15 protein-coding genes are annotated in these 17,592 nt (G+C 65.1%); 4 read left to right on the plus strand and 11 right to left on the minus strand.

The window, feature by feature from the left end; genetic code table 11:
* The 3 genes from JWQ90_RS19870 to JWQ90_RS19880 all read right to left on the minus strand — a co-directional run.
* Nucleotides 1–409, minus strand: a 409-nt coding sequence (locus tag JWQ90_RS19870) for a CoA-transferase (RefSeq protein WP_299696761.1), incomplete at its 3' end; no start/stop codon positions are given.
* A gap of 67 nt (nt 410–476) precedes the next feature.
* Nucleotides 477–1,388 (minus strand): SDR family NAD(P)-dependent oxidoreductase, encoded by a 912-nt coding sequence (locus tag JWQ90_RS19875; RefSeq protein WP_299696762.1) that lies wholly within the window; start codon nt 1,386–1,388, stop codon nt 477–479.
* Between the two features lie 199 nt (nt 1,389–1,587).
* Nucleotides 1,588–2,697, minus strand: coding sequence for a CaiB/BaiF CoA-transferase family protein (locus JWQ90_RS19880; protein WP_299696763.1), 1,110 nt, complete (start codon nt 2,695–2,697; stop codon nt 1,588–1,590).
* 109 nt (nt 2,698–2,806) lie between these two features.
* Between JWQ90_RS19880 and JWQ90_RS19885 the strand changes: the two genes are divergently transcribed.
* Entirely contained in the window at nt 2,807–3,280 is a 474-nt protein-coding gene (locus JWQ90_RS19885) for a MarR family transcriptional regulator (RefSeq protein ID WP_299696764.1), read from the plus strand.
* A gap of 182 nt (nt 3,281–3,462) precedes the next feature.
* A complete protein-coding gene (locus JWQ90_RS19890; RefSeq protein WP_299696765.1) occupies nt 3,463–4,314 on the plus strand; it encodes a MaoC/PaaZ C-terminal domain-containing protein in 852 nt (283 codons plus the stop codon).
* A gap of 255 nt (nt 4,315–4,569) precedes the next feature.
* Here JWQ90_RS19890 and JWQ90_RS19895 read toward each other — a convergent pair whose 3' ends face one another.
* The 7 genes from JWQ90_RS19895 to JWQ90_RS19925 form a co-directional block, all read right to left on the minus strand.
* Nucleotides 4,570–6,888, minus strand: a complete 2,319-nt coding sequence (locus JWQ90_RS19895) for an acyl-CoA dehydrogenase family protein (protein ID WP_299696766.1) — start codon at nt 6,886–6,888, stop codon at nt 4,570–4,572.
* Nucleotides 6,889–6,936: 48 nt separating this feature from the next.
* Complete coding sequence (locus JWQ90_RS19900) at nt 6,937–7,701, minus strand: 2-oxo acid dehydrogenase subunit E2 (protein WP_299696767.1); 765 nt, start codon at nt 7,699–7,701, stop codon at nt 6,937–6,939.
* Nucleotides 7,698–7,928, minus strand: coding sequence for a lipoyl domain-containing protein (locus JWQ90_RS19905; RefSeq protein WP_299696768.1), 231 nt, complete (start codon nt 7,926–7,928; stop codon nt 7,698–7,700). Before JWQ90_RS19905 ends, JWQ90_RS19900 begins: the two co-directional genes overlap by 4 nt.
* 19 nt (nt 7,929–7,947) lie before the next feature.
* Complete coding sequence (locus tag JWQ90_RS19910; RefSeq protein ID WP_299696769.1) at nt 7,948–8,958, minus strand: alpha-ketoacid dehydrogenase subunit beta; 1,011 nt, start codon at nt 8,956–8,958, stop codon at nt 7,948–7,950.
* A gap of 12 nt (nt 8,959–8,970) precedes the next feature.
* Nucleotides 8,971–9,951 (minus strand): thiamine pyrophosphate-dependent dehydrogenase E1 component subunit alpha, encoded by a 981-nt coding sequence (locus JWQ90_RS19915; RefSeq protein ID WP_299696770.1) that lies wholly within the window; start codon nt 9,949–9,951, stop codon nt 8,971–8,973.
* Between the two features lie 90 nt (nt 9,952–10,041).
* Nucleotides 10,042–11,241: an acetyl-CoA acetyltransferase gene (locus tag JWQ90_RS19920; RefSeq protein WP_299696771.1), complete on the minus strand. Its 1,200-nt coding sequence runs from the start codon at nt 11,239–11,241 to the stop codon at nt 10,042–10,044.
* A 21-nt stretch (nt 11,242–11,262) separates the two neighbouring features.
* Nucleotides 11,263–12,699, minus strand: a complete 1,437-nt coding sequence (locus JWQ90_RS19925; RefSeq protein ID WP_299696811.1) for a zinc ribbon domain-containing protein — start codon at nt 12,697–12,699, stop codon at nt 11,263–11,265.
* 131 nt (nt 12,700–12,830) lie between these two features.
* Here JWQ90_RS19925 and JWQ90_RS19930 point away from each other — a divergent pair, with 131 nt between their 5' ends.
* The gene (locus JWQ90_RS19930; RefSeq protein WP_299696772.1) at nt 12,831–13,631 is read left to right on the plus strand and encodes an enoyl-CoA hydratase-related protein; all 801 of its coding nucleotides are present in this window, start codon (nt 12,831–12,833) and stop codon (nt 13,629–13,631) included.
* A gap of 10 nt (nt 13,632–13,641) precedes the next feature.
* Nucleotides 13,642–14,574 (plus strand): alpha/beta hydrolase, encoded by a 933-nt coding sequence (locus JWQ90_RS19935; RefSeq protein WP_299696773.1) that lies wholly within the window; start codon nt 13,642–13,644, stop codon nt 14,572–14,574.
* On the opposite strand, the gene JWQ90_RS19940 is transcribed toward JWQ90_RS19935, so the two are convergent.
* On the minus strand, nt 14,530–17,589 hold the full coding sequence (locus JWQ90_RS19940; RefSeq protein WP_299696774.1) for an efflux RND transporter permease subunit: 3,060 nt from the start codon (nt 17,587–17,589) through the stop codon (nt 14,530–14,532). The two genes, JWQ90_RS19935 and JWQ90_RS19940, sit on opposite strands and share 45 nt — an antisense overlap.
* Nucleotides 17,590–17,592 lie beyond the last annotated feature (3 nt).

A 17,592-nucleotide genomic window follows, 5' to 3' on the forward strand; every position in this document is an offset into this window, starting at 1 on the left:
CGGTGCGGGTATAGAACGCCGGGATGCCGGCGCCGCCGGCGCGGATACGCTCGGCCAGCGTGCCCTGCGGGTTGAACTCGATTTCGATCTCGCCGCTCATGTAGCGCTGCTCGAGAATCTTGTTCTCGCCGACGTAGGAGGCGAGCACCTTGCGGATCTGGTTGTTGGCCAGCACCTGCCACATGCCGTGGCCGTCGCAGCCGACATTGTTGCCGATCACGGTCAGGTTCTTGGCGCCGCTATCGCGCAGCGCGCTGACCAGGTGCTCGGGCACGCCGCACAGGCCGAAGCCGCCGGCCATGATCGTCATGCCGTCGCTGACCAGGCCGGCCAGCGCGGCATGGGCGTCTGGGTAAACTTTGGATTTCAGCGGCGCGTCCTCGGCAATACAGGCACAGGAGTTCGGCATGCCCGATCTCCGTCTGGTTACGGCGGCGAGGACAAAATGTCGATCGCCCACGATGGTGCCACCCGACTCAGATCGGGTCCCAGCTGAACACGTCAGAAGAGCGCTCGAGTTTGTGGAAGGCGCCACGCAGCGCCGGTAACGCCGTCTCGATGCAACTCTGCGGCGTCCAGCCCTCCGCGGTATGGACGGTCCGGATCGGACGCGGCTGGCTGAACAGCATGATCTCGTTGCGGCGCACGCTGAATATCTGGCCGGTGACGTCCTTGGCCGCGTCGCTGCACAGCGCGAGCGTGAACGGTGCGATCTTGTCCGGCGTCATCTGCTTGGCGACTTCGATGCGGGCGGCGTTTTCTGCGGTCTGCGGAATCGTGCCGACCAGGCGCGTCCAGGCGAACGGCGCGATGCAGTTGGAACGCACGCCGAATTTGACCATGTCGAGTGCGATGCACTTGGACAGGCCGGCAACGCCCATCTTGGCGGCGCCGTAGTTGACCTGTCCGAAGTTGCCGATCAGGCCGCTGGTCGAGGTCATGTGGACGAAGGCGCCTTTCTGCTTGTCCTTGAAATGCGGCGCGGCGGCGCGCGCGACGTTGAAGCAGCCCTTGAGGTTCACCGCGATCACCGCGTCCCACTCGGCCTCGCCCATCTTGTGAAACATGGTGTCGCGCAGGATGCCGGCGTTGTTGACGATCGCGTCGACATCGCCAAAGGTCTTCATCGCCACGGCGAACAACTCGTGTGCGCCATCCCAGGACGCGACATTGGCGCCGTTGGCGATGGCGATGCCGCCGGCTGCGACGATTTCGGCTACGACTTCTTCAGCAGGGCCCAGCGTGCCGCCTTCGCCCTTCTCGTTGCCGCCCAGATCGTTGACGACGACCTTGGCGCCTTCACGCGCCGCCATTCTGGCGATCTCCGCGCCGACGCCACGTCCGGCGCCGGTCACGATGATCACTTTGCCATTTAAGGTGTCCGCCATTTACTGATCTCCCGATGCGTCGCTTTTGTTGGGGGTTCAAATCACTGACCGGCCGGGACGAGTGGCCCCTGCCGCAGTCTGCTAATACGTACACATTGGTACGGTACGTCAGCATACGAAAAAAATGCCGACGCCGTCCAGCGCTACGCTTGAGTACGGATCCGAGTCCTTTCAGCGCCGCGTGCAGAACCCGCCGCTGCTATCCGATCGGCTGCACCGGCATGTCGCCCAACTGCCATTGCGCGATCTGTGCGGCGATGTCGAAGGCGGCATCCGGGGGCATCGGCGGCGTGCGGCTGAAGCGCGGCGCCGGTGTCGGATGATTGGCGCCGGCGACGCGCCGCAGGCTGCCCCAGGCGATGTTATGCGGGTGATCGGCGGCTTCGTCGATCGACAGCACCGGCGTCACGCAGGCATCGCTGCCGTCGAAGACCTGTTGCCATTGCTCGCGTGTGCGGCCCGCAAAGATCGCCGCGATTCGCGCGCGGATCTGCGGATCGTCGTCGCGTGCCTGCATCAGGGCTTTTGCTTCATCGGCGATGCCGAGCCCCTCGAACAGGGCGATGCGGAAATCGGGCTCGATCGCGCCGACCGCGACCCAGGCGCCGTCGGCGCAGGGATAGCAGGTGTAGAAATACGCGCTGCCGTCGAGGATGTTGCCGGCGCGCGCGGCGGGCCAGCGGCCATTGGCGCGCAGCCCGTAGATCATCGACATCAGCATCGATGCGCCGTCGACCATCGCGGCATCGACGACCTGGCCTGTGCCGGAGCCCCGGGATTCGAACAAGGCGCAGGCGATGCCGAGCGCCAGCAGCAGGCCGCCGCCGCCAAAATCGCCGACCAGGTTCAGCGGTGGCACCGGACCGGATTCCGCGGTGCCGCAGGCATGCAGCGCGCCGCTGAGCGCGATGTAGTTGATGTCGTGGCCGGCGGTATCGGCCAGCGGCCCCGAGCGGCCCCAGCCGGTGATGCGGCCGTAGATCAGCTTCGGATTGCGCGCGAGGCAGTCGTCGGGCCCCAGGCCGAGGCGCTCCATCACGCCGGGGCGATAGCCTTCGATCAGCACCTCGGACTGGCCCACCAGATCCAGCAGCCGCTCGCGGCCGGCATTGGTTTTCATGTCGACAGCGACCTGGGCGCAACGGCCGCGATCCAGCACCGGATTGAACTTGGACCGGGTCTGGCCGGGGCGGGCAACCCTCAGCACATTGGCGCCGAGGTCGGCGAGCGTCATCGCGGCGAAAGGGCCAGGGCCGATGCCCTGGATCTCCAGGACTCTGACACCCGCCAGCGGACCTGTGCGGATCATCTGCAGCGCTCCGCTGTGTCGCAAGCATGGTTACAGTAAAAGTTACCTAGCATATGATTAAGCACTCCCAACAGAAACCAAGACGATGAAAGCAGTGAAAAACAGCTTGTTGCGCACCGGATTCCTGATCCATGACGTCTCCAGACTGCGCCGTACCGTCTACGATCAGCGCCTGAAAAATCTCGGCATTACCCGATCGCAGTGGTGGGTTCTGGCCAATCTGTCGCGTCATGACGGCGAGGGATACATGCAGATCGAGCTGGCGCGGCTGCTCGACGTGGGCAAGGTGACGCTGGGCGGATTGATCGATCGTCTCGAAGGTGCGGGTTTCGTCACGCGCCAGCCGGACAAGGTCGACCGACGCTCGAAACGGGTGTTGATCTCGCCGAAAGGTAAAACGGTGATCACGAAACTGGAAAAAGTTTCCAAAGGCGTGAACGCCGAGATCATGGACGGCATCAGTGAAAAGGAAGATGAAATACTGATCCGCCTGCTGGCCAGGATGAAGCAGAATCTGATCAAGATGGAAGGCGTGCCGGCGGCCACGGTGGGCCGCAAGACGCGCGAGAAAAAAGCGCCCTGAGTCCGCGCCGGCATATCAGCCCGGCCATATGAGCGGTAGCGGTCGTCGTACACCGCTCGGAAATATGGCGCTCGGAAATATGGCGGTCGGAAGCATGGCGGTCGGAAGTGTGGATCAGTATCGTTAGCGAGCGTATCATAATCAGGCATCCATATAGATGCCGTCGATGAAACCACCGCGCTATGAATCTGCAACGCTTGCTGTCCTGGCCGTTCCCGGAAATCCGCGTGCAGTACGCGCCACGCGACACCATGCTCTATGCCCTGGGTGTCGGCGCCTGCCGCGATCCGCTGGCCGAGGCAGAACTGCAGTTTGTCTACGAGGGCCGGCTGCAGGCCTTGCCCTCGCAGGCCTGCGTGCTGGCGCACCCGGGCTTCTGGATCAAGGACCCGGCGCTGGAGGTCAACTGGGTCAAGCTGGTTCATGCCGAACAGCACTTCGACCTGAGGCAGCCGCTGCCTGCGCACGGCGAAGTAATCGGCCGCTACCGTATCACCGGCGTTGTCGACAAGGGCGAGCAGACCGGCGCGATGGTGTATTTTGAAAAGGCGCTGTACACCGCGGAAAACGAGCTGATCGGCACCGTCGACAGCACCTACTTCCTGCGCGGCGACGGTGGCTGCGGCAGCTGGGGCGAGCCGGGCAGGGCGCTGCCGCCGGTGCCGGAGCGCGCGCCCGATGGCGCTCTGGACATGCCGACACTGCCGATCGCGGCGCTGATCTATCGCCTGAGCGGCGACTACAACCCGCTGCACGCCGACCCGGCGATCGCCCGCAAGGCCGGCTTTGAAAGCCCGATTCTGCAGGGCCTATGCACTTACGGCGTTGCCTGCCAGTCGCTGATCAAGGCTCTGGCCGGCAACGATGCGGGCCGCCTGCGCGGCATGGGCGCGCGCTTCACCAAGCCGGTCTACCCGGGCGACACGATCCGCACCGAGTACTGGATGGGCGACAACGGCGCGCTGCAGTTCCGCTGCCTCAGCGTCGAGCGCAACGAAGTAGTGCTCGACCGCGGAACCGCAATGCTGGTCTGAACCGAATGGCACTACTTAAGCTGTCGCAGGCTGGGATGGAGCGTAGCGAATCCCAGCTTGGCGCTCGCATGGCTGCTCTGCCGCTGGGTTTCGCTACGCTTCAACCCAGCCTACCCCGCCTGCGCTTATGTAAGTGCCATTCTGGTCTGAACCCGTAGGTCGGCAATCCTTTGCCGACGTGTTGCCTGATTCACGAGCAGACGTCGGCAAGGGATTGCCGACCTACGGCGATCCGGTTTTCGTAGACTTCCGCGATCAGATTCCCAGCACCTGCCTGGCGATGATGTTGCGCTGGATTTCGTTGGTGCCGCCGAATACCGACCAGCAGCGGCCGTACAGATATTCCAGGCCGAGCATGCTCGCGCGCTGAATCTCGCTGAAGCTGGCCATCGGCGAACGGTGCAGGTCTTCGGGGTCGAACGCCGCGGCCAGCGGGCCTTCGAGTTCCAGGCCCAGTTCGGTGATCGCCTGCAGGATCTCGGTGCCGCGTACTTTGAGTACCGAGGCTTCGGCGCCGAACTTCGCGCCGCCGGCCCAGGCTTCGATGTACTGGCGCTCGAGTGCGCACAAGGTCATCAGCTGAATCGACAGGTCGGCGAGCTTGGCCGACATCAAGGTCTTCAGCGCATCGGGGACATCGCGGCGAGCGCTCGTGGCGGCGTGCAGCGCCCTGACGTGACGCAGCAGCCGCAGCTTCGGGCCGGTATCGGCAATCGAGATGCGCTCGTTGCCCAGCAGAAACTTGGCGATGCTCCAGCCCAGGCCTTCGGCGCCGACGCGGTTGCCGAGCGGCACGCGCACATTGTCGAGGAACAGCGCGTTGGTGTGATGCAGGCCGTCGATGGTGACGATGGGTTTGATCTCGATGCCCGGCGTCTTCATGTCGATCAGCAGGAACGTGATGCCTGCCTGCGGCTTGCCGCTCCTGTCGGTGCGCACCAGGCAATGCATCCAGTCGGCCCAGTGCGCCTCGGTGGTCCACATCTTCGCGCCGTTGACGATGTAGTGATCGCCGTCGAGCTCCGCCGTGGTCTTGATCGCCGCCAGATCCGAGCCCGCGCCCGGCTCCGAATAACCCTGGCACCACCATACCTCGTTGCTCAGAATTCCCGGCAGATGCTCGCGCTTCTGCGCGTCGCTGCCGTAGGAATAGATCACCGGCCCGACCATGTTGACGCCATACGGCCGGATCATCGGCGCGTTGTTCAAGGTCGATTCCTGCGCGAAGATCAGCTGCTTGAGCAGATCCCAGCCCTGGCCGCCGTGCACCTGCGGCCAGGCGCCGGCGAACCAGTGGTGCTGGTACAGCACTTTCTGCCAGCCGACGTAGTCGTCCTTGCCGATCTCCAGGCCGAGCTCGCCCTTGCGAGCGATCGCCTCGGGCAGATGCCGGCGCGTGAAGTCGCGCACTTCGCTGCGCCAGGCCCGGGCTTCGTCGGAATCCTGCAGCGCGAGAATGTCGCTCAGATCGTGATCGCAGCCGAAGCGCTGGCGATGCAGATCGGCGCTGCCGAACTCGGCGCGGATCGTCGCGAGCCGGCGGCCGAAATGGCTGACGTTGAGCTCGTCGCTGACGCCCATGCCGCCATGCAGCTGGATCGCGTCGTGGCCGACGCGGCGTCCGGCAGCATCGGCCACCACCTTGGCGGCGGACAGCAGCACCGAGCGGTTCGGCGACGCGCCGTCGGCGAGCGCGGCGATTGCCAGGTTCAGGATCGCCGCCACTTCCTGCGCGGCCATGTACATGTCGGCGGCGCGGTGCTGCAGCGCCTGGAACGAGCCGATGACCACGCCGAATTGCTTGCGCGTGCCCAGGTACTGGAACGTGGCCTCGTTGGCCGCTTCGATCAGGCCCGCGGCTTCGGCGGCAAGCCCGAACAGGCCCCATTCCAGCGCGTCCGCAATCACTTGGGATGCGGGCGCGGCGAGCTTCAGGCGCGCCTCTTCGCTGCAGTGGAATCCGTCGAAGACCAGGTCACCGGCGCCGGCGCCATCCATCAGCCGATAGCTCGCGATGACTGCGGCGGAACCGGCGACGCGGAAGATCGCGACATCGCCGTCGCCGAGCTGCGCGCTGACCAGGAATTCATCCGCGACATCGGCATGCCGCACGCCGCGTACGCGGCCGTTCAGTACGTAGCCTTCGGCGTTGCCTGCCGCTTTCAGCAGCGGCGCCGAAAACGGATCGAAGCCGGCGTCGTGCGCCAGCACGCAGATGTGCTCGCCGGCGATCATCGCGGCGATCTGCTGTTCGCGTTGGCCGGCATCGTTCAGGTATTGCAGCACCCGGCCTGCCACGATCGCCGTGCCCAGGTAAGGCTCCACCGCCAGCGCACGGCCCAGTTCGAACATCACCAGCGCGATGCTGCGCGGGTCGCCGGCGAAGCCGCCGTTGTTTTCGTCGAAAGCGGCGCCGATCACGCCCATGTCGGCCAGGCCCGGCCACAGTGCCAGCCGGCTCGGCGGCACCGCGTTCAGCCGCTGGCGGTGATGCTCGAACGGGTTTTCTTCCGCCAGAAAGCGGCGAAGATTTTCCGCCAGCAACCGCTGCTCATCGGTATGTGCAAGGTTCATGAGTTTGGGTTCAGCGGGCCCTGGTAACGAAACATTGGCATACGAGCGTCATTCCCGCGCAAGCGCGAGCGCAAAGCTCAGGCAGAAGCGCGCCGCATCGGCACCGTTGATCACGCGATGGTCGTAGGACAGCGACAGCGGCAGCGTGTTCTGCCATTGCAGCTGGCCGTCGACGTTGACCGGCTTCAGAAACGCCCTGGTGATGCCCATGATCGCGACTTCGGGCGCATTGATGATCGGCGTGAAGCCGGTGCCGCCGATCGAGCCCAGCGAGCTGATCGAGAAGCAGCCGCCGCTCATGCGGTCCAGCGACAGGCCCCTGGTGCGCGCGGTCTGCGAGACCTCGGCGATCTCCTGCGCGATCTCGACCAGGCTCTTCTTGTCGGCGTCGCGGATCACTGGAACGAGCAGACCGCCCGGCGTATCCACGGCGATGCCGATGTGGAAATACTTCTTGAAAACGAGGTTCTTTCCACTGCCGTCGATCGATGCATTGAACTGCGGATGCGCCTGCAAAGCCGCCACGGCTGCCTTCACCAGGTAGGCCAGCGGCGTGATCCTGACGCCGCTGCTGGCCGACAACGCCTTGCGTGCGATTTCCATCGCGCCGATGTCCGCTTCATCCTGATGCGTGACGTGCGGGATCATCACCCAGTTGCGCGACAGGAAGCTGCCGACGAGTTTCTGGATGCGCGACAGTGGCTCGACCTGGACCTCGCCAAAAGCGGCGAAGTCGACCTGCGGCCACGGCGCCAGATCGAGCGTCGCCGCCGCTGCGATCGGCTGAGCCGCTGCCTTGGCTGCCTCGCTCACGCGATTTCGCCGATGACGGTGCCGACCGGGTAGCTGTCGCCGGCTTGCTTGATGATCCTGAGCGTGCCGGACACCGGCGCCTCGATCTCCTGCACCGATTTCTCGGACTCCAGCGAATACAGCGGCTGGCCTGCGGCCACTTCGGCGCCGTCGGCGACCATCCATTCGGCGATGGTGCCCTCGTTCATCGAGAAGCCGATCTTGGGCAGCAGGATTTCAGTGCTCATGTTCTTCAGTGCTCAGTCTTCAGGCGAGGGTTTTACGGATCGCGGCTTCGATATCCGCGTGGCTGTACAGGAAAGCGGCCTCCAGCGGCGGCGCATACGGCACCGGGCTGTCGTTGCTGGCGACGCGTTCCACCGGCGCTTTCAGTTCGCGGAACAGCGCCTCGTGGATGCGCGACGATAGCTCCGCACCGACGCCGAACGACTTCACCGCCTCGTGCACGATCACCGCGCGGCCGGTTTTCTTCACCGAAGCCAGCACCGTATCCATGTCGATTGGGCTGACGGTGCGCAGGTCGATGATCTCGACGCTGATGCCTTCGGCTTCGAGTTTCGCCGCGACCGGCGGGATGTCGAGCATCGAGCGGCTGTAGCCGATCACGGTGACGTCCTTGCCTGGCTGGTGAATGCGCGCCTTGCCGAGCGGGATCTTGGTGCCGCGCACCGGCGCGACGCCGGGCGTCCAGTAGTTGTTGAGATGATCGATGAACAGCACCGGATCAGGGTCGTCGATCGCCGAGCGCAGCAGACCGTAGCCGTCCGCGGGATTGCTCGGCATCACCACCTTGATGCCGGGCGTATGGCAGAACCAGGCTTCGAGAAAATCCGAATGCTGGCCGCCGTTCTGGAAGCCCGAGCCGGTCATCGTGCGGATCACCATCGGCACATGCGTCTGGCCGCCCGACATGAAGCGCAGCTTGGCCGCGTGGTTGGTGATCTGGTCCATGCATACCGCGACGAAGTTCATCAGCATGACTTCGACCACCGGCTTCATGCCGACCACGGCGGCGCCGACCGCGGCGCCCATGAAACCCATCTCCGAAATCGGCGTCGAGCGCACGCGGCTGCCGAATTTCGTCGACAGTCCAGCGCTGATCTTGACGATGCCGCCGCCCTCGGCGTCACCGACTTCCTCGCCGAAGTGGATCACGTTGGCGTCTTCTTCCATCGCGTCGTGCAGCGCCCAGTTGAGCGCCTGAATCATGTTCACCGGTGCGGCTGCCTTCTGTTGCGTGCTCGTGTTCGTATCCATGGTCGATATCCCTCAGGCAATGTCGTAGGCGTAGACGTCGCGCTTGACTTCGATCGCATCCGGCGGCGGGCTGCTCATCGCGAAGGCTTCGGCCTCGTCGATCTCGGCCTTGATCCCGGCTTCGATCGCTTCGATTTCTGCGCTCGTCGCATGCCGGTTGTCGATCAGCCAGCTGCGGTACTTCGGATAAGGATCGGCGGCCACGGCCGCCGCGTATTCGGCCTTTGGAATGTATTCGCCCATATCGCCGATCAGGTGGCCGTTGAAGCGGAAGGTAAGGGCCTCGATCAGCGTCGGGCCGCCGCCGGAGCGTGCGCGCTCGATCGCCTGCTGGGCCGCTTGGTAGACCGCAACCGGATCGTTGCCGTCCACATGCAGGCCCGGCATGTCGTAGCTCGCGGCACGGTTGGCGATCTTCGCCACCGACGTTCCCTTGGCGTAGGACGTGTGCTCGGCGAACCGGTTGTTCTGGCAGACTAAGATCACCGGCAGCTTCCACACCGATGCCAGGTTTAGCGACTCGTGGAATGCGCCGATGTTGGACGCGCCGTCACCGAAGTTGGCAACCGTCACCCGCGTCTCGCCGCGCAGCTGCGAGGCCAGCGCGAGGCCGCAGGCGATCGGCATGCTCGCACCGACGATGCCGGTGGTGACCATGCAGCCCTTCGACGGATAGGTCAGATGCATAGGGCCGCCCTTGCCCTTGCAGCTGCCGGTGGCCTTGCCCGCCAGCTCGGCCCACAGTAGCTTCGCCGGCAGGCCCTTGGCGAGCATGTCGTGTACGCCGCGGTAGATCGTGACGAGATAATCCTCGTCGGTCAGCAGCGTGCTGATCGCGGCGGGGATGCACTCCTGGCCACGCGCCGAGTAGTAAGGCATCTGCATGCGTCCGGCTTTCATCGCGCCGATCACGCGATCGTCGCTGTGCTTGATCAGCGCCATCTTCTTGTAGATGGCGACCAGGGTCTTGCTGTCCGGTTGCGTCATGCCCATTCCTGTTTCTCCTGACGGTGAATCGAAGCCGCGCGGCTTGCGATTCTGGATGGTGCTGCCTTGGGTCGAATCGGGTCGAATCGAGTGTATTCAGCGGCCTTCGAGGCCGACGATGCTGATCGCGCAGACGCCGTTGTACGGTACGCCACCGAGGTTGTGCGACAGGCCCAGCTGCGGATTTTTCAGCTGGCGCGGCCCGGCGCGGCCCTGCAGCTGCAGATAGTGTTCGTAGACCATGCGCAGGCCGGAGGCGCCGATCGGATGGCCGAAGCATTTCAGGCCGCCGTCGATCTGGCAGGGAATCTTGCCGTCGGCGTCGAACACACCTTCGAGCACGTCGCGCCAGGCCTGGCCGTCGGCGGAAACGCCGAGGTCTTCCATCGTCACCAGCTCGGTGATCGAGAAGCAGTCGTGCACTTCGAGTGCGGACAGCTCGTCGCGCGGATTGCGGATGCCGGCTTCGGCATAGGCGGCCTTGGCGGCATTGCGCGTGTTCTGCACGTAGCTGCCGTCCCACTGGTTGGTGCTCTGCTCGCGGCCGGAACTCGCCGAGAGCTGGATCGCCTTGACCATGACCAGATTCTTCTTGCCCAGGCTGCGCGCGATCTCCGGCGTGGTGACGATCGCGCAGGCCGCGCCGTCGCTGACACCGCAGCAGTCGAACACGCCCAGCGGCTCGGCGATCATCGGCGCGTTGAGGATCGTCTCCAGCTCCACCGCCTTGCGCAGGTGAGCTTTCGGGTTCTTGGCGCCGTTCTGGTGGCTCTTCCACGACACGCGGCCGATCGCATGCTTCAGGTCTTTCTTGTCGATGCGGTATTTGGCGCGGTAGCCGGCGGCCAGCTGCGCGAAGCCGGCGGGCGCGGAGCCGTAAGGCATCCACAGGTCGTTGAGCGTGCCCTTGCCGATCACCGGCAGGCCGCCGTAGCCGGTGTCCTTGAGCTTCTCGGCGCCGATCGCCAACGCGATGTCGACAGCGCCGGACGCGACTGCATACGTCGCACCGCGCAACGCCTCGGTGCCGGTCGCGCACATGTTCTCGACGCGCGACACCGGGATGCCTTCCAGGCGCAATGCGGTCGACAGCGGTATCGCCGAATTGCCGACTGATTTCTCCATCGCCGAGCCGTACCAGGCCGCGCCGATGCGGCCGTGCTCGATGCCGGCATCGGCCAGCGCCTCGTTGAACGCCTCGACCAGCAGGTCTTCCGCGCTGCAATCCCAGCGTTCACCGAAGCGCGAGCAACCCATGCCAGCGATCGCGACTTTGTCCTTGATACCGGTAGCCATCAATTAATCCTCAGCCAATTCTCAACTGGTCGGGACCGCTTTCCAGAAGTAGCGGTCGTAGTGCCGCAAGCGATCCTTTTCCTTGATCCGGAAGCTCATCTCCAGCGGTGTACCGACATCGATGCCGGCCGGGCCGACGTCGACGATCTCCATCAGCAGGCGGGCGCCGACGTCGAACTGCACCAGGCCCATGTACATCGGCGGCGCCGGCGAGTACTGCAGCCAGTCGGCGGTAAAGGTGGCGAGCTTGGCGGGCTCGTCGGCCAGCGCGAAAGGCTGCTGCGTATGCGCGGTGCGGCAGTTGACGCAGGTTGCCAGGCGCGGGAATTGGACTGCGCCGCAGCTTTCGCAGCGGCCGCCGATGAAACCGTAGATCTGGTCGGAGGCGCGGTACAGCGTGGTCAGCGCGGTCTTGTTGTCGGTCTCGGCGCGCATGCCCCATTCGATCTCGATGTCGCCGCTGAAGGACAGCATCTTCAGGTAGGCGGTTTCTTCAAAGCGCTTGGCGACGGAGCCGGCGAGCCCGCGCCGGCCGGTGGCTGCAGCCGGCTGCAGCATTTCGAAGGCGACGATTTCGCAGCCCTGGCCGAACGAGGCGACGACGATCAGATCGCCGGCCTTGGCGCGTTCCAGCGCGCCTATCAGCAGCAGCAGCGAATGCGCGGCGCCGGTATCCCCGACCTGCATCTGCAGGTCGGGGAGGATGCGCTCGGGCGCAATCGCCAGCGTCTTCGCCACCAGCTTGTCGGCACCGACCGGGCCGCCGGCCAGGCCGAACCAGGCCAGCTGCTCACTGCTGCGGCCGATGCGCTCGAGCAGGGCCTTGACCGCGCGCGGCACGATCTTGGCGATGCCTTCGTCGCGGATCCAGCGCTCTTCCCAGCTGTAATCGAATTTCTCGGTGCTCTGGCGAAAGTGGTCGACGAAAGGCACCGATACCGATTCGGACGCGAGGAAGCGCGCGAGCAGGCCGCTGCCTTCACCGACCAGCAGCGCGCCGGCGCCGGAGCCGTACTGCATCTCCTGGGTGCTGCCGGGCTTGGCGTTGCGCTTTTCCGATGCGACGACCAGCTGCTGCGCATCGCGCGAGCGGCAGGCCGTGATCAGCGCGCTGAGGCCGGCGCGGGTGGAGCCGCCGAGATCGATCGCCGAAGTCGTCGGCGCCAGCCGCAGCGCCGAGCCGACGATCACCGCGTTCTGCAGATCGGCGTAGGGTGCGGTAGTGCTGGCGAGCAGCAGCGAGGACACGCTGGCCGCGGTCTGGCCGCGCAGGCAGTCGCGGCCTGCCTCCACCGCCATCGTGATCGTGTCTTCGTCCCAGCCGCAAAAGCTTTTCTCGCCCTTGGCCAGACCCTTCAGATTCGGTAGCGCCCAGGCATGCGCGGCGGCGATCGTGCTGCGGGCGATGCGACGGCGGGGAATGTAGGCGCCAAAGGATTGGATGCCGACGTCGGGCATTGCGGTCACGCGATTCTCCCTTAGGGTGCTCGTGCAGCGCCGGGCGCTTGCATCGGACATCGGCTTATCAGTGTGCAAGCTTACGATATGTTAGCATCAAACAACAATGAGGCTGTGGGGAGCAAAGGCCAATGGCGAACGCCGGCAGCAGTACCGTCAACACCGAGCGTCACGGACGCGTGGCCCTGATCGAGCTGAATCGCCCGGAGGCGATGAACTCCATCGATCCGGTGATGAAGCGTGAGCTGCCGTCGGCGCTCGAAGACGCAGCGCGCGACCCCGAGATCGGCGCCGTCGTACTCACCGGCGCCGGCAAGGCCTTCTGCACCGGCTCGGATCTGAAAGCCGGCGGTGGCGGCGGCGATACCGGCCTGCGCAAAGTCGCGCGCTCGCTGCTGTACGACTACCAGCCGGTGCTCGAACTGCTGGTGCGCATGGACAAGCCGGTGATCGCTGCGGTCAACGGACCGGCCGCCGGCATGGGCATGTCGCTGGCGCTGGCCTGCGATCTGGTGGTGATGTCGCGCAGCGCGTATCTGCTGTCGCCTTTCGTCAATGTCGGCCTGGTGCCGGACGGCGGCGCGGCCTGGTTTCTGACACGACGGCTCGGCTATGGCCGCGCCTTCGAAGTGCTGGCCGACGGCCAGAAGATCTCCGCCGAGCAATGCCTGGCCTGGGGCCTCGCCAACCGCATCGCCGAGCCCGACGAGCTGCGCGCGGGCGCGCTGCAATGGGCAGCGCAACTCGCCGAGCGTGCGCCGATTGCGATGGCGCTGACCAAGCGCATTGCTCGTCTGTCGCTGGGCACCGGGCTGTCGGAAATGCTGGGCGTCGAAGCCGAACTGCAGGCGATGAGCGCCGCGACCGACGACTCGCGCGAAGCCATCGCCGCGTTCGTCGAAAAGCGCAAGCCGACATTCCGTGGGCGCTGACGCCAATCCCATGAGCGATCCGCAGCAGACGCCGCGCAAAATCCGCGTCGCCGGTATCGATCTCGCTTATCTCGAGCGCGGTAGCGGCCCGCTGGTGATCTGCCAGCATGGATTTCCCGACACCGCTTGGAGCTTCGTGCCGGTGCTGGATCGTCTTGCCGCGGCGGGTTTTCGCGCAGTGGCGCCGTTCCTGCGCGGCTATGCGCCCAGCGGTCTTGCGCCGGACGGCCGCTACGACATTCTGAGCTTGTCCGGCGATCTGGTCGGCCTGGTCGAAGCGCTAGGCGGCGGCCCTGCCTTTGCGGTCGGTCACGACTGGGGCAGCGTCGCGGTGCAAGGCGCGGCGCGTTCGCATCCCGAAATGTTCAAGCGCATCGTGCTGTGTGCGGTACCGCATCTGCGCCGCTTTTTCCTGGGTATCACGCCGCGGCAGATCGCGCGCTCGCACTACATGCTGCGCTTCCAGTTGCCGCTGTGGCCTGAAGCCCGATTGCTGCGCGACGATTTCGCATGGATGGAAGAGGTGCTGATCCGTCGCTGGTCGCCCGGCTGGCATTACACGGCCGAGGATCTCGCGCCGTTGAAGGCCGGCTTGCGCGAACCGGCGCGTCTCGAGGCGGCGCTGGCGTATTACCGCTCGATTCCCGGCCTGCTGGTGAATCCGGCGGCGCTGCGGCGCGCGTTCTCGCCGATCCCGGTGCCGACGCGGATGATCTACGGCAGCGACGACGGTTGCATCGGAGCCGAGATGTTCGACGGTCAGGAGCCCTTATTCCCGAACGGCCTCGACCTGTGCCTGGCACCGGGCATGGGGCATTTCATGCAGGCCGAACGGCCGGACTGGTTCGCCGATCGTGTGATCGAGTACTGCGCGATGAATCCCGAATCCGCCATGGGGCTAGCGCGATCCGGTACGTGGAATGCGGAACCACGCCGCATATAAAGCCGGCACGAACAATAGCGTCAGCAACGTGGCCGCAATGAGGCCGCCCATGATTGCCACCGCCATCGGCCCGAAGAACTCGGAGCGCGACAGCGGAATCATCGCCAGTACCGCGGCCGCGGCGGTCAGCACGATCGGCCTCAGGCGGCGCACGGTGGCATCGACGATCGCCAGATTGGGCGCGTGGCCGGCCCGGATGTCCTGCTCGATCTGGTCGACCAGGATCACCGAGTTGCGCATGATCATGCCGGCCAGCGCGATCGTGCCGAGCATCGCGACGAAGCCAAATGGCTGATTGAAGATCAGCAGGAAAGTCGCGACGCCGATGATGCCCAGCGGCGCGGTCAGGAACACCAGAGCGGTACGCGAGAAGCTCTTCAGCTGGATCATCAGCACCGCGAGCACCGTCAGCAGGAACAGCGGCATGCCGGCGTTGACCGAGGCCGAACCCTTGCCGCTGTCCTCGACGGTGCCGCCGGTCTCGATCCGGTAGCCACGCGGAAGAACCAACTCGTTGATCTTCGGCATCAGCTCCGCGACCACTTCGGGCGGCTGGATCGCGGCGTAAATATCGGCGCGCACGGTAACCGTCGGCACGCGGTCGCGACGCCACAGGATGCCGTCCTCGAAGCCGGTTTCCAGGTGCGCGAGCTGGGCCAGCGGCACGGTCACGCCGGACGGTGTCGGGATTGTCAGCGAGCCGAGCAGGTTCAGGTGCTCGCGCTCGGCGACCGGGCCGCGCAGCGTGATCGGGATCAGTTTGTTGTCCTCGCGATACTCGGTCAGACCGCTGCCATTGAGCGACACGCTGATCACCTGCGCGATGTCCGACGAGGACACGCCGAGCGCGCGCGCGCGGTCCTGATCGATCGCCACGCGGATGATCTTGGAGCGCTCCCAGGTATCGAGATGTACACCGGCCGGGTAGGGGTTCGCCCGCAGGATCGCCGCAATTTTCTCGGCGATGCCGCTGGCCACCGCGCGATCCGGACCCGAGACGCGGAACTGCAGCACGTAGCCGACCGGCGGGCCGTTCTCGAGCCGGTTGATGACCCAGCGCAGGTCCGGGAACATCTGCGGCAGATCGTGCAGCAGCTGCGTGCGCAGCGCTTCGCGTGACTTCAAGTCGTGGGTGTTGATGACGAACTGCGCAAAGCTCGCCGATGGTAGCTGCTGGTCCAGTGACAGGAAGAATCGCGGTGCACCGGAGCCGATGTAGGCGACGAAGTTGTCGATGCCCTTGAGTTCCCCGAGCCGTTTCTCGAGCCGCTGCGCCGCCTCATCGGTGGCGTCCAGCGAGGCGCCTTCCGGCAGCTTCAGATCGACCAGCAATTCCAGGCGTGTCGATGACGGAAAGAATTGCTGCGGCACGGAGCCAAACAGCACGATACTGCCGGCGAACAAGGCCAGAGTCGCGACGATCGTGGTCCAGCGCCGGTCCACGCAGCTCTGGCAGATGCGGCGAAACGTCCGATACAGGCGCGTGTCATAGATGTTGGCGTGTACGGCATGCTCGCCCTTGTTGAATGCGTGTTCCGGCAGCAGGTAGTAGCCGAGCAGCGGTACGAACACCACGGCCGCGATCCACGACAGCAGCAGCGCGATGGTCACCACCTGGAAGATCGAACGTGTGTACTCGCCGGTGCTCGATGCCGCGGTCGCGATCGGCAGGAAGCCGGCCGCGGTGATCAGGGTGCCGGCGAGCATCGGGAACGCGGTGCTGGTGTAGGCGAACGCCGCGGCCTTGATTCTCGACATGCCCTGTTCGAGTTTCACCGCCATCATCTCGACCGCGATGATCGCGTCGTCCACCAGCAGGCCCAGTGCCAGTACCAGCGAGCCCAGCGAGATCTTGTGCAGGTCGATGTGAAAGTAGCGCATCGCGATGAAGGTCATCGCCAGCACCAGCGGGATCGTCAGCGCGACCACCAGGCCGGTGCGCAGGCCCAGGCTGATGAAGCTGACCGCGAGCACGATCGCGACCGCCTCCACCAGCGAGCGCACGAACTCCTCAACGCCGCGCTTGACCGCGCCGGGCTGGTCGTTGACGCGCTCGAGTTCCATGCCCAGAGGAAGATGCGCGCGGATGTCGGTGATCTCGCTATCCAGCGCCTCGCCAAGCTTGATGATGCTGCCGCCTTTTTCCATCGATACCGCCACGCCGATTGCGCGTTTGCCATCGACGCGCACACGCGTGGCGGGCGGGTCCTGGTAGCCGTGATAGACATTGGCGACGTCGCCGAGCCGCAGGGTGCGGCCCTCGGACGAGATCGGCAGATTGCGCGCCTCCTCCAGCGACATCAGCCGGCCGCTGACGCGCACGTAGATGCGCTCCTGCTGCGTGTCAAAGCTGCCGGTCGGCGTGATCGCGTTCTGTGCCTGCAGCGAGGCGACGATGTCGTTCAGCGGAATGCCGAGTTCGCCGCGTTTGGCATTGGCCAGGTCGATGAACAGGCGCTCGTCCTGCAGGCCGAGGAAGTCGACCTTGGCGACCTGCTTGACGCGCAGCAACCGCTCGCGGATGCGATCGGCGTAGTCTTTCAGCTCTTCGTAGCTGAAATCCTTGCCGGTCAGCGCGTAGATGTTGCCGTAGGTGTCGCCGAATTCGTCGTTGAAGTTCGGTCCGATGATGTTCGCCGGCAAGCGTCCCCGAATGTCGCCGATTTTCTTGCGGACCTGATAGAACGACTCCAGCATCGCCGACGGCGGCAGATCGTCGCGGATGATCACCGTGATCACCGATTCGCCCGGTTTCGAGTACGACTTGATGTAGTCCAGCGATTCCAGCTCCAGCAGCTTTTCTTCGATGTGGTCAGTGACCAGGCGGTCGACCTCGTCCGCGGTGGCGCCGGGCCATGAGGTCTGGATCACCATCACCCGAAAGGTGAACGGCGGATCTTCCGAGCGGCCCAGGCCCAGATACGACTGCGTGCCGATCACGGCGGCCAGGATCATGAAGAAGATCACCAGGCTGCGGTTGCGCAGCGCCCAGTCGCTCAGATTGAATCCGCTCATGGA

The sequence above is a fragment of the Hydrocarboniphaga sp. genome, from assembly GCF_028291725.1.
Taxonomy (GTDB): domain Bacteria; phylum Pseudomonadota; class Gammaproteobacteria; order Nevskiales; family Nevskiaceae; genus Hydrocarboniphaga.

Bases quoted from the DNA above. Each gene is read 5' to 3' on its own strand.
- JWQ90_RS19895 (WP_299696766.1), bottom strand. From the start codon at position 6,888: ATGAACCTTGCACATACCGATGAGCAGCGGTTGCTGGCGGAAAATCTT.
- JWQ90_RS19920 (WP_299696771.1), bottom strand. From the start codon at position 11,241: ATGGCTACCGGTATCAAGGACAAAGTCGCGATCGCTGGCATGGGTTGC.
- JWQ90_RS19915 (WP_299696770.1), bottom strand. From the start codon at position 9,951: ATGGGCATGACGCAACCGGACAGCAAGACCCTGGTCGCCATCTACAAG.
- JWQ90_RS19875 (WP_299696762.1), bottom strand. From the start codon at position 1,388: ATGGCGGACACCTTAAATGGCAAAGTGATCATCGTGACCGGCGCCGGA.
- JWQ90_RS19925 (WP_299696811.1), bottom strand. From the start codon at position 12,699: ATGCCCGACGTCGGCATCCAATCCTTTGGCGCCTACATTCCCCGCCGT.
- JWQ90_RS19940 (WP_299696774.1), bottom strand. From the start codon at position 17,589: ATGAGCGGATTCAATCTGAGCGACTGGGCGCTGCGCAACCGCAGCCTG.
- JWQ90_RS19930 (WP_299696772.1), top strand. From the start codon at position 12,831: ATGGCGAACGCCGGCAGCAGTACCGTCAACACCGAGCGTCACGGACGC.
- JWQ90_RS19910 (WP_299696769.1), bottom strand. From the start codon at position 8,958: ATGGATACGAACACGAGCACGCAACAGAAGGCAGCCGCACCGGTGAAC.
- JWQ90_RS19890 (WP_299696765.1), top strand. From the start codon at position 3,463: ATGAATCTGCAACGCTTGCTGTCCTGGCCGTTCCCGGAAATCCGCGTG.
- JWQ90_RS19880 (WP_299696763.1), bottom strand. From the start codon at position 2,697: ATGATCCGCACAGGTCCGCTGGCGGGTGTCAGAGTCCTGGAGATCCAG.
- JWQ90_RS19905 (WP_299696768.1), bottom strand. From the start codon at position 7,928: ATGAGCACTGAAATCCTGCTGCCCAAGATCGGCTTCTCGATGAACGAG.
- JWQ90_RS19935 (WP_299696773.1), top strand. From the start codon at position 13,642: ATGAGCGATCCGCAGCAGACGCCGCGCAAAATCCGCGTCGCCGGTATC.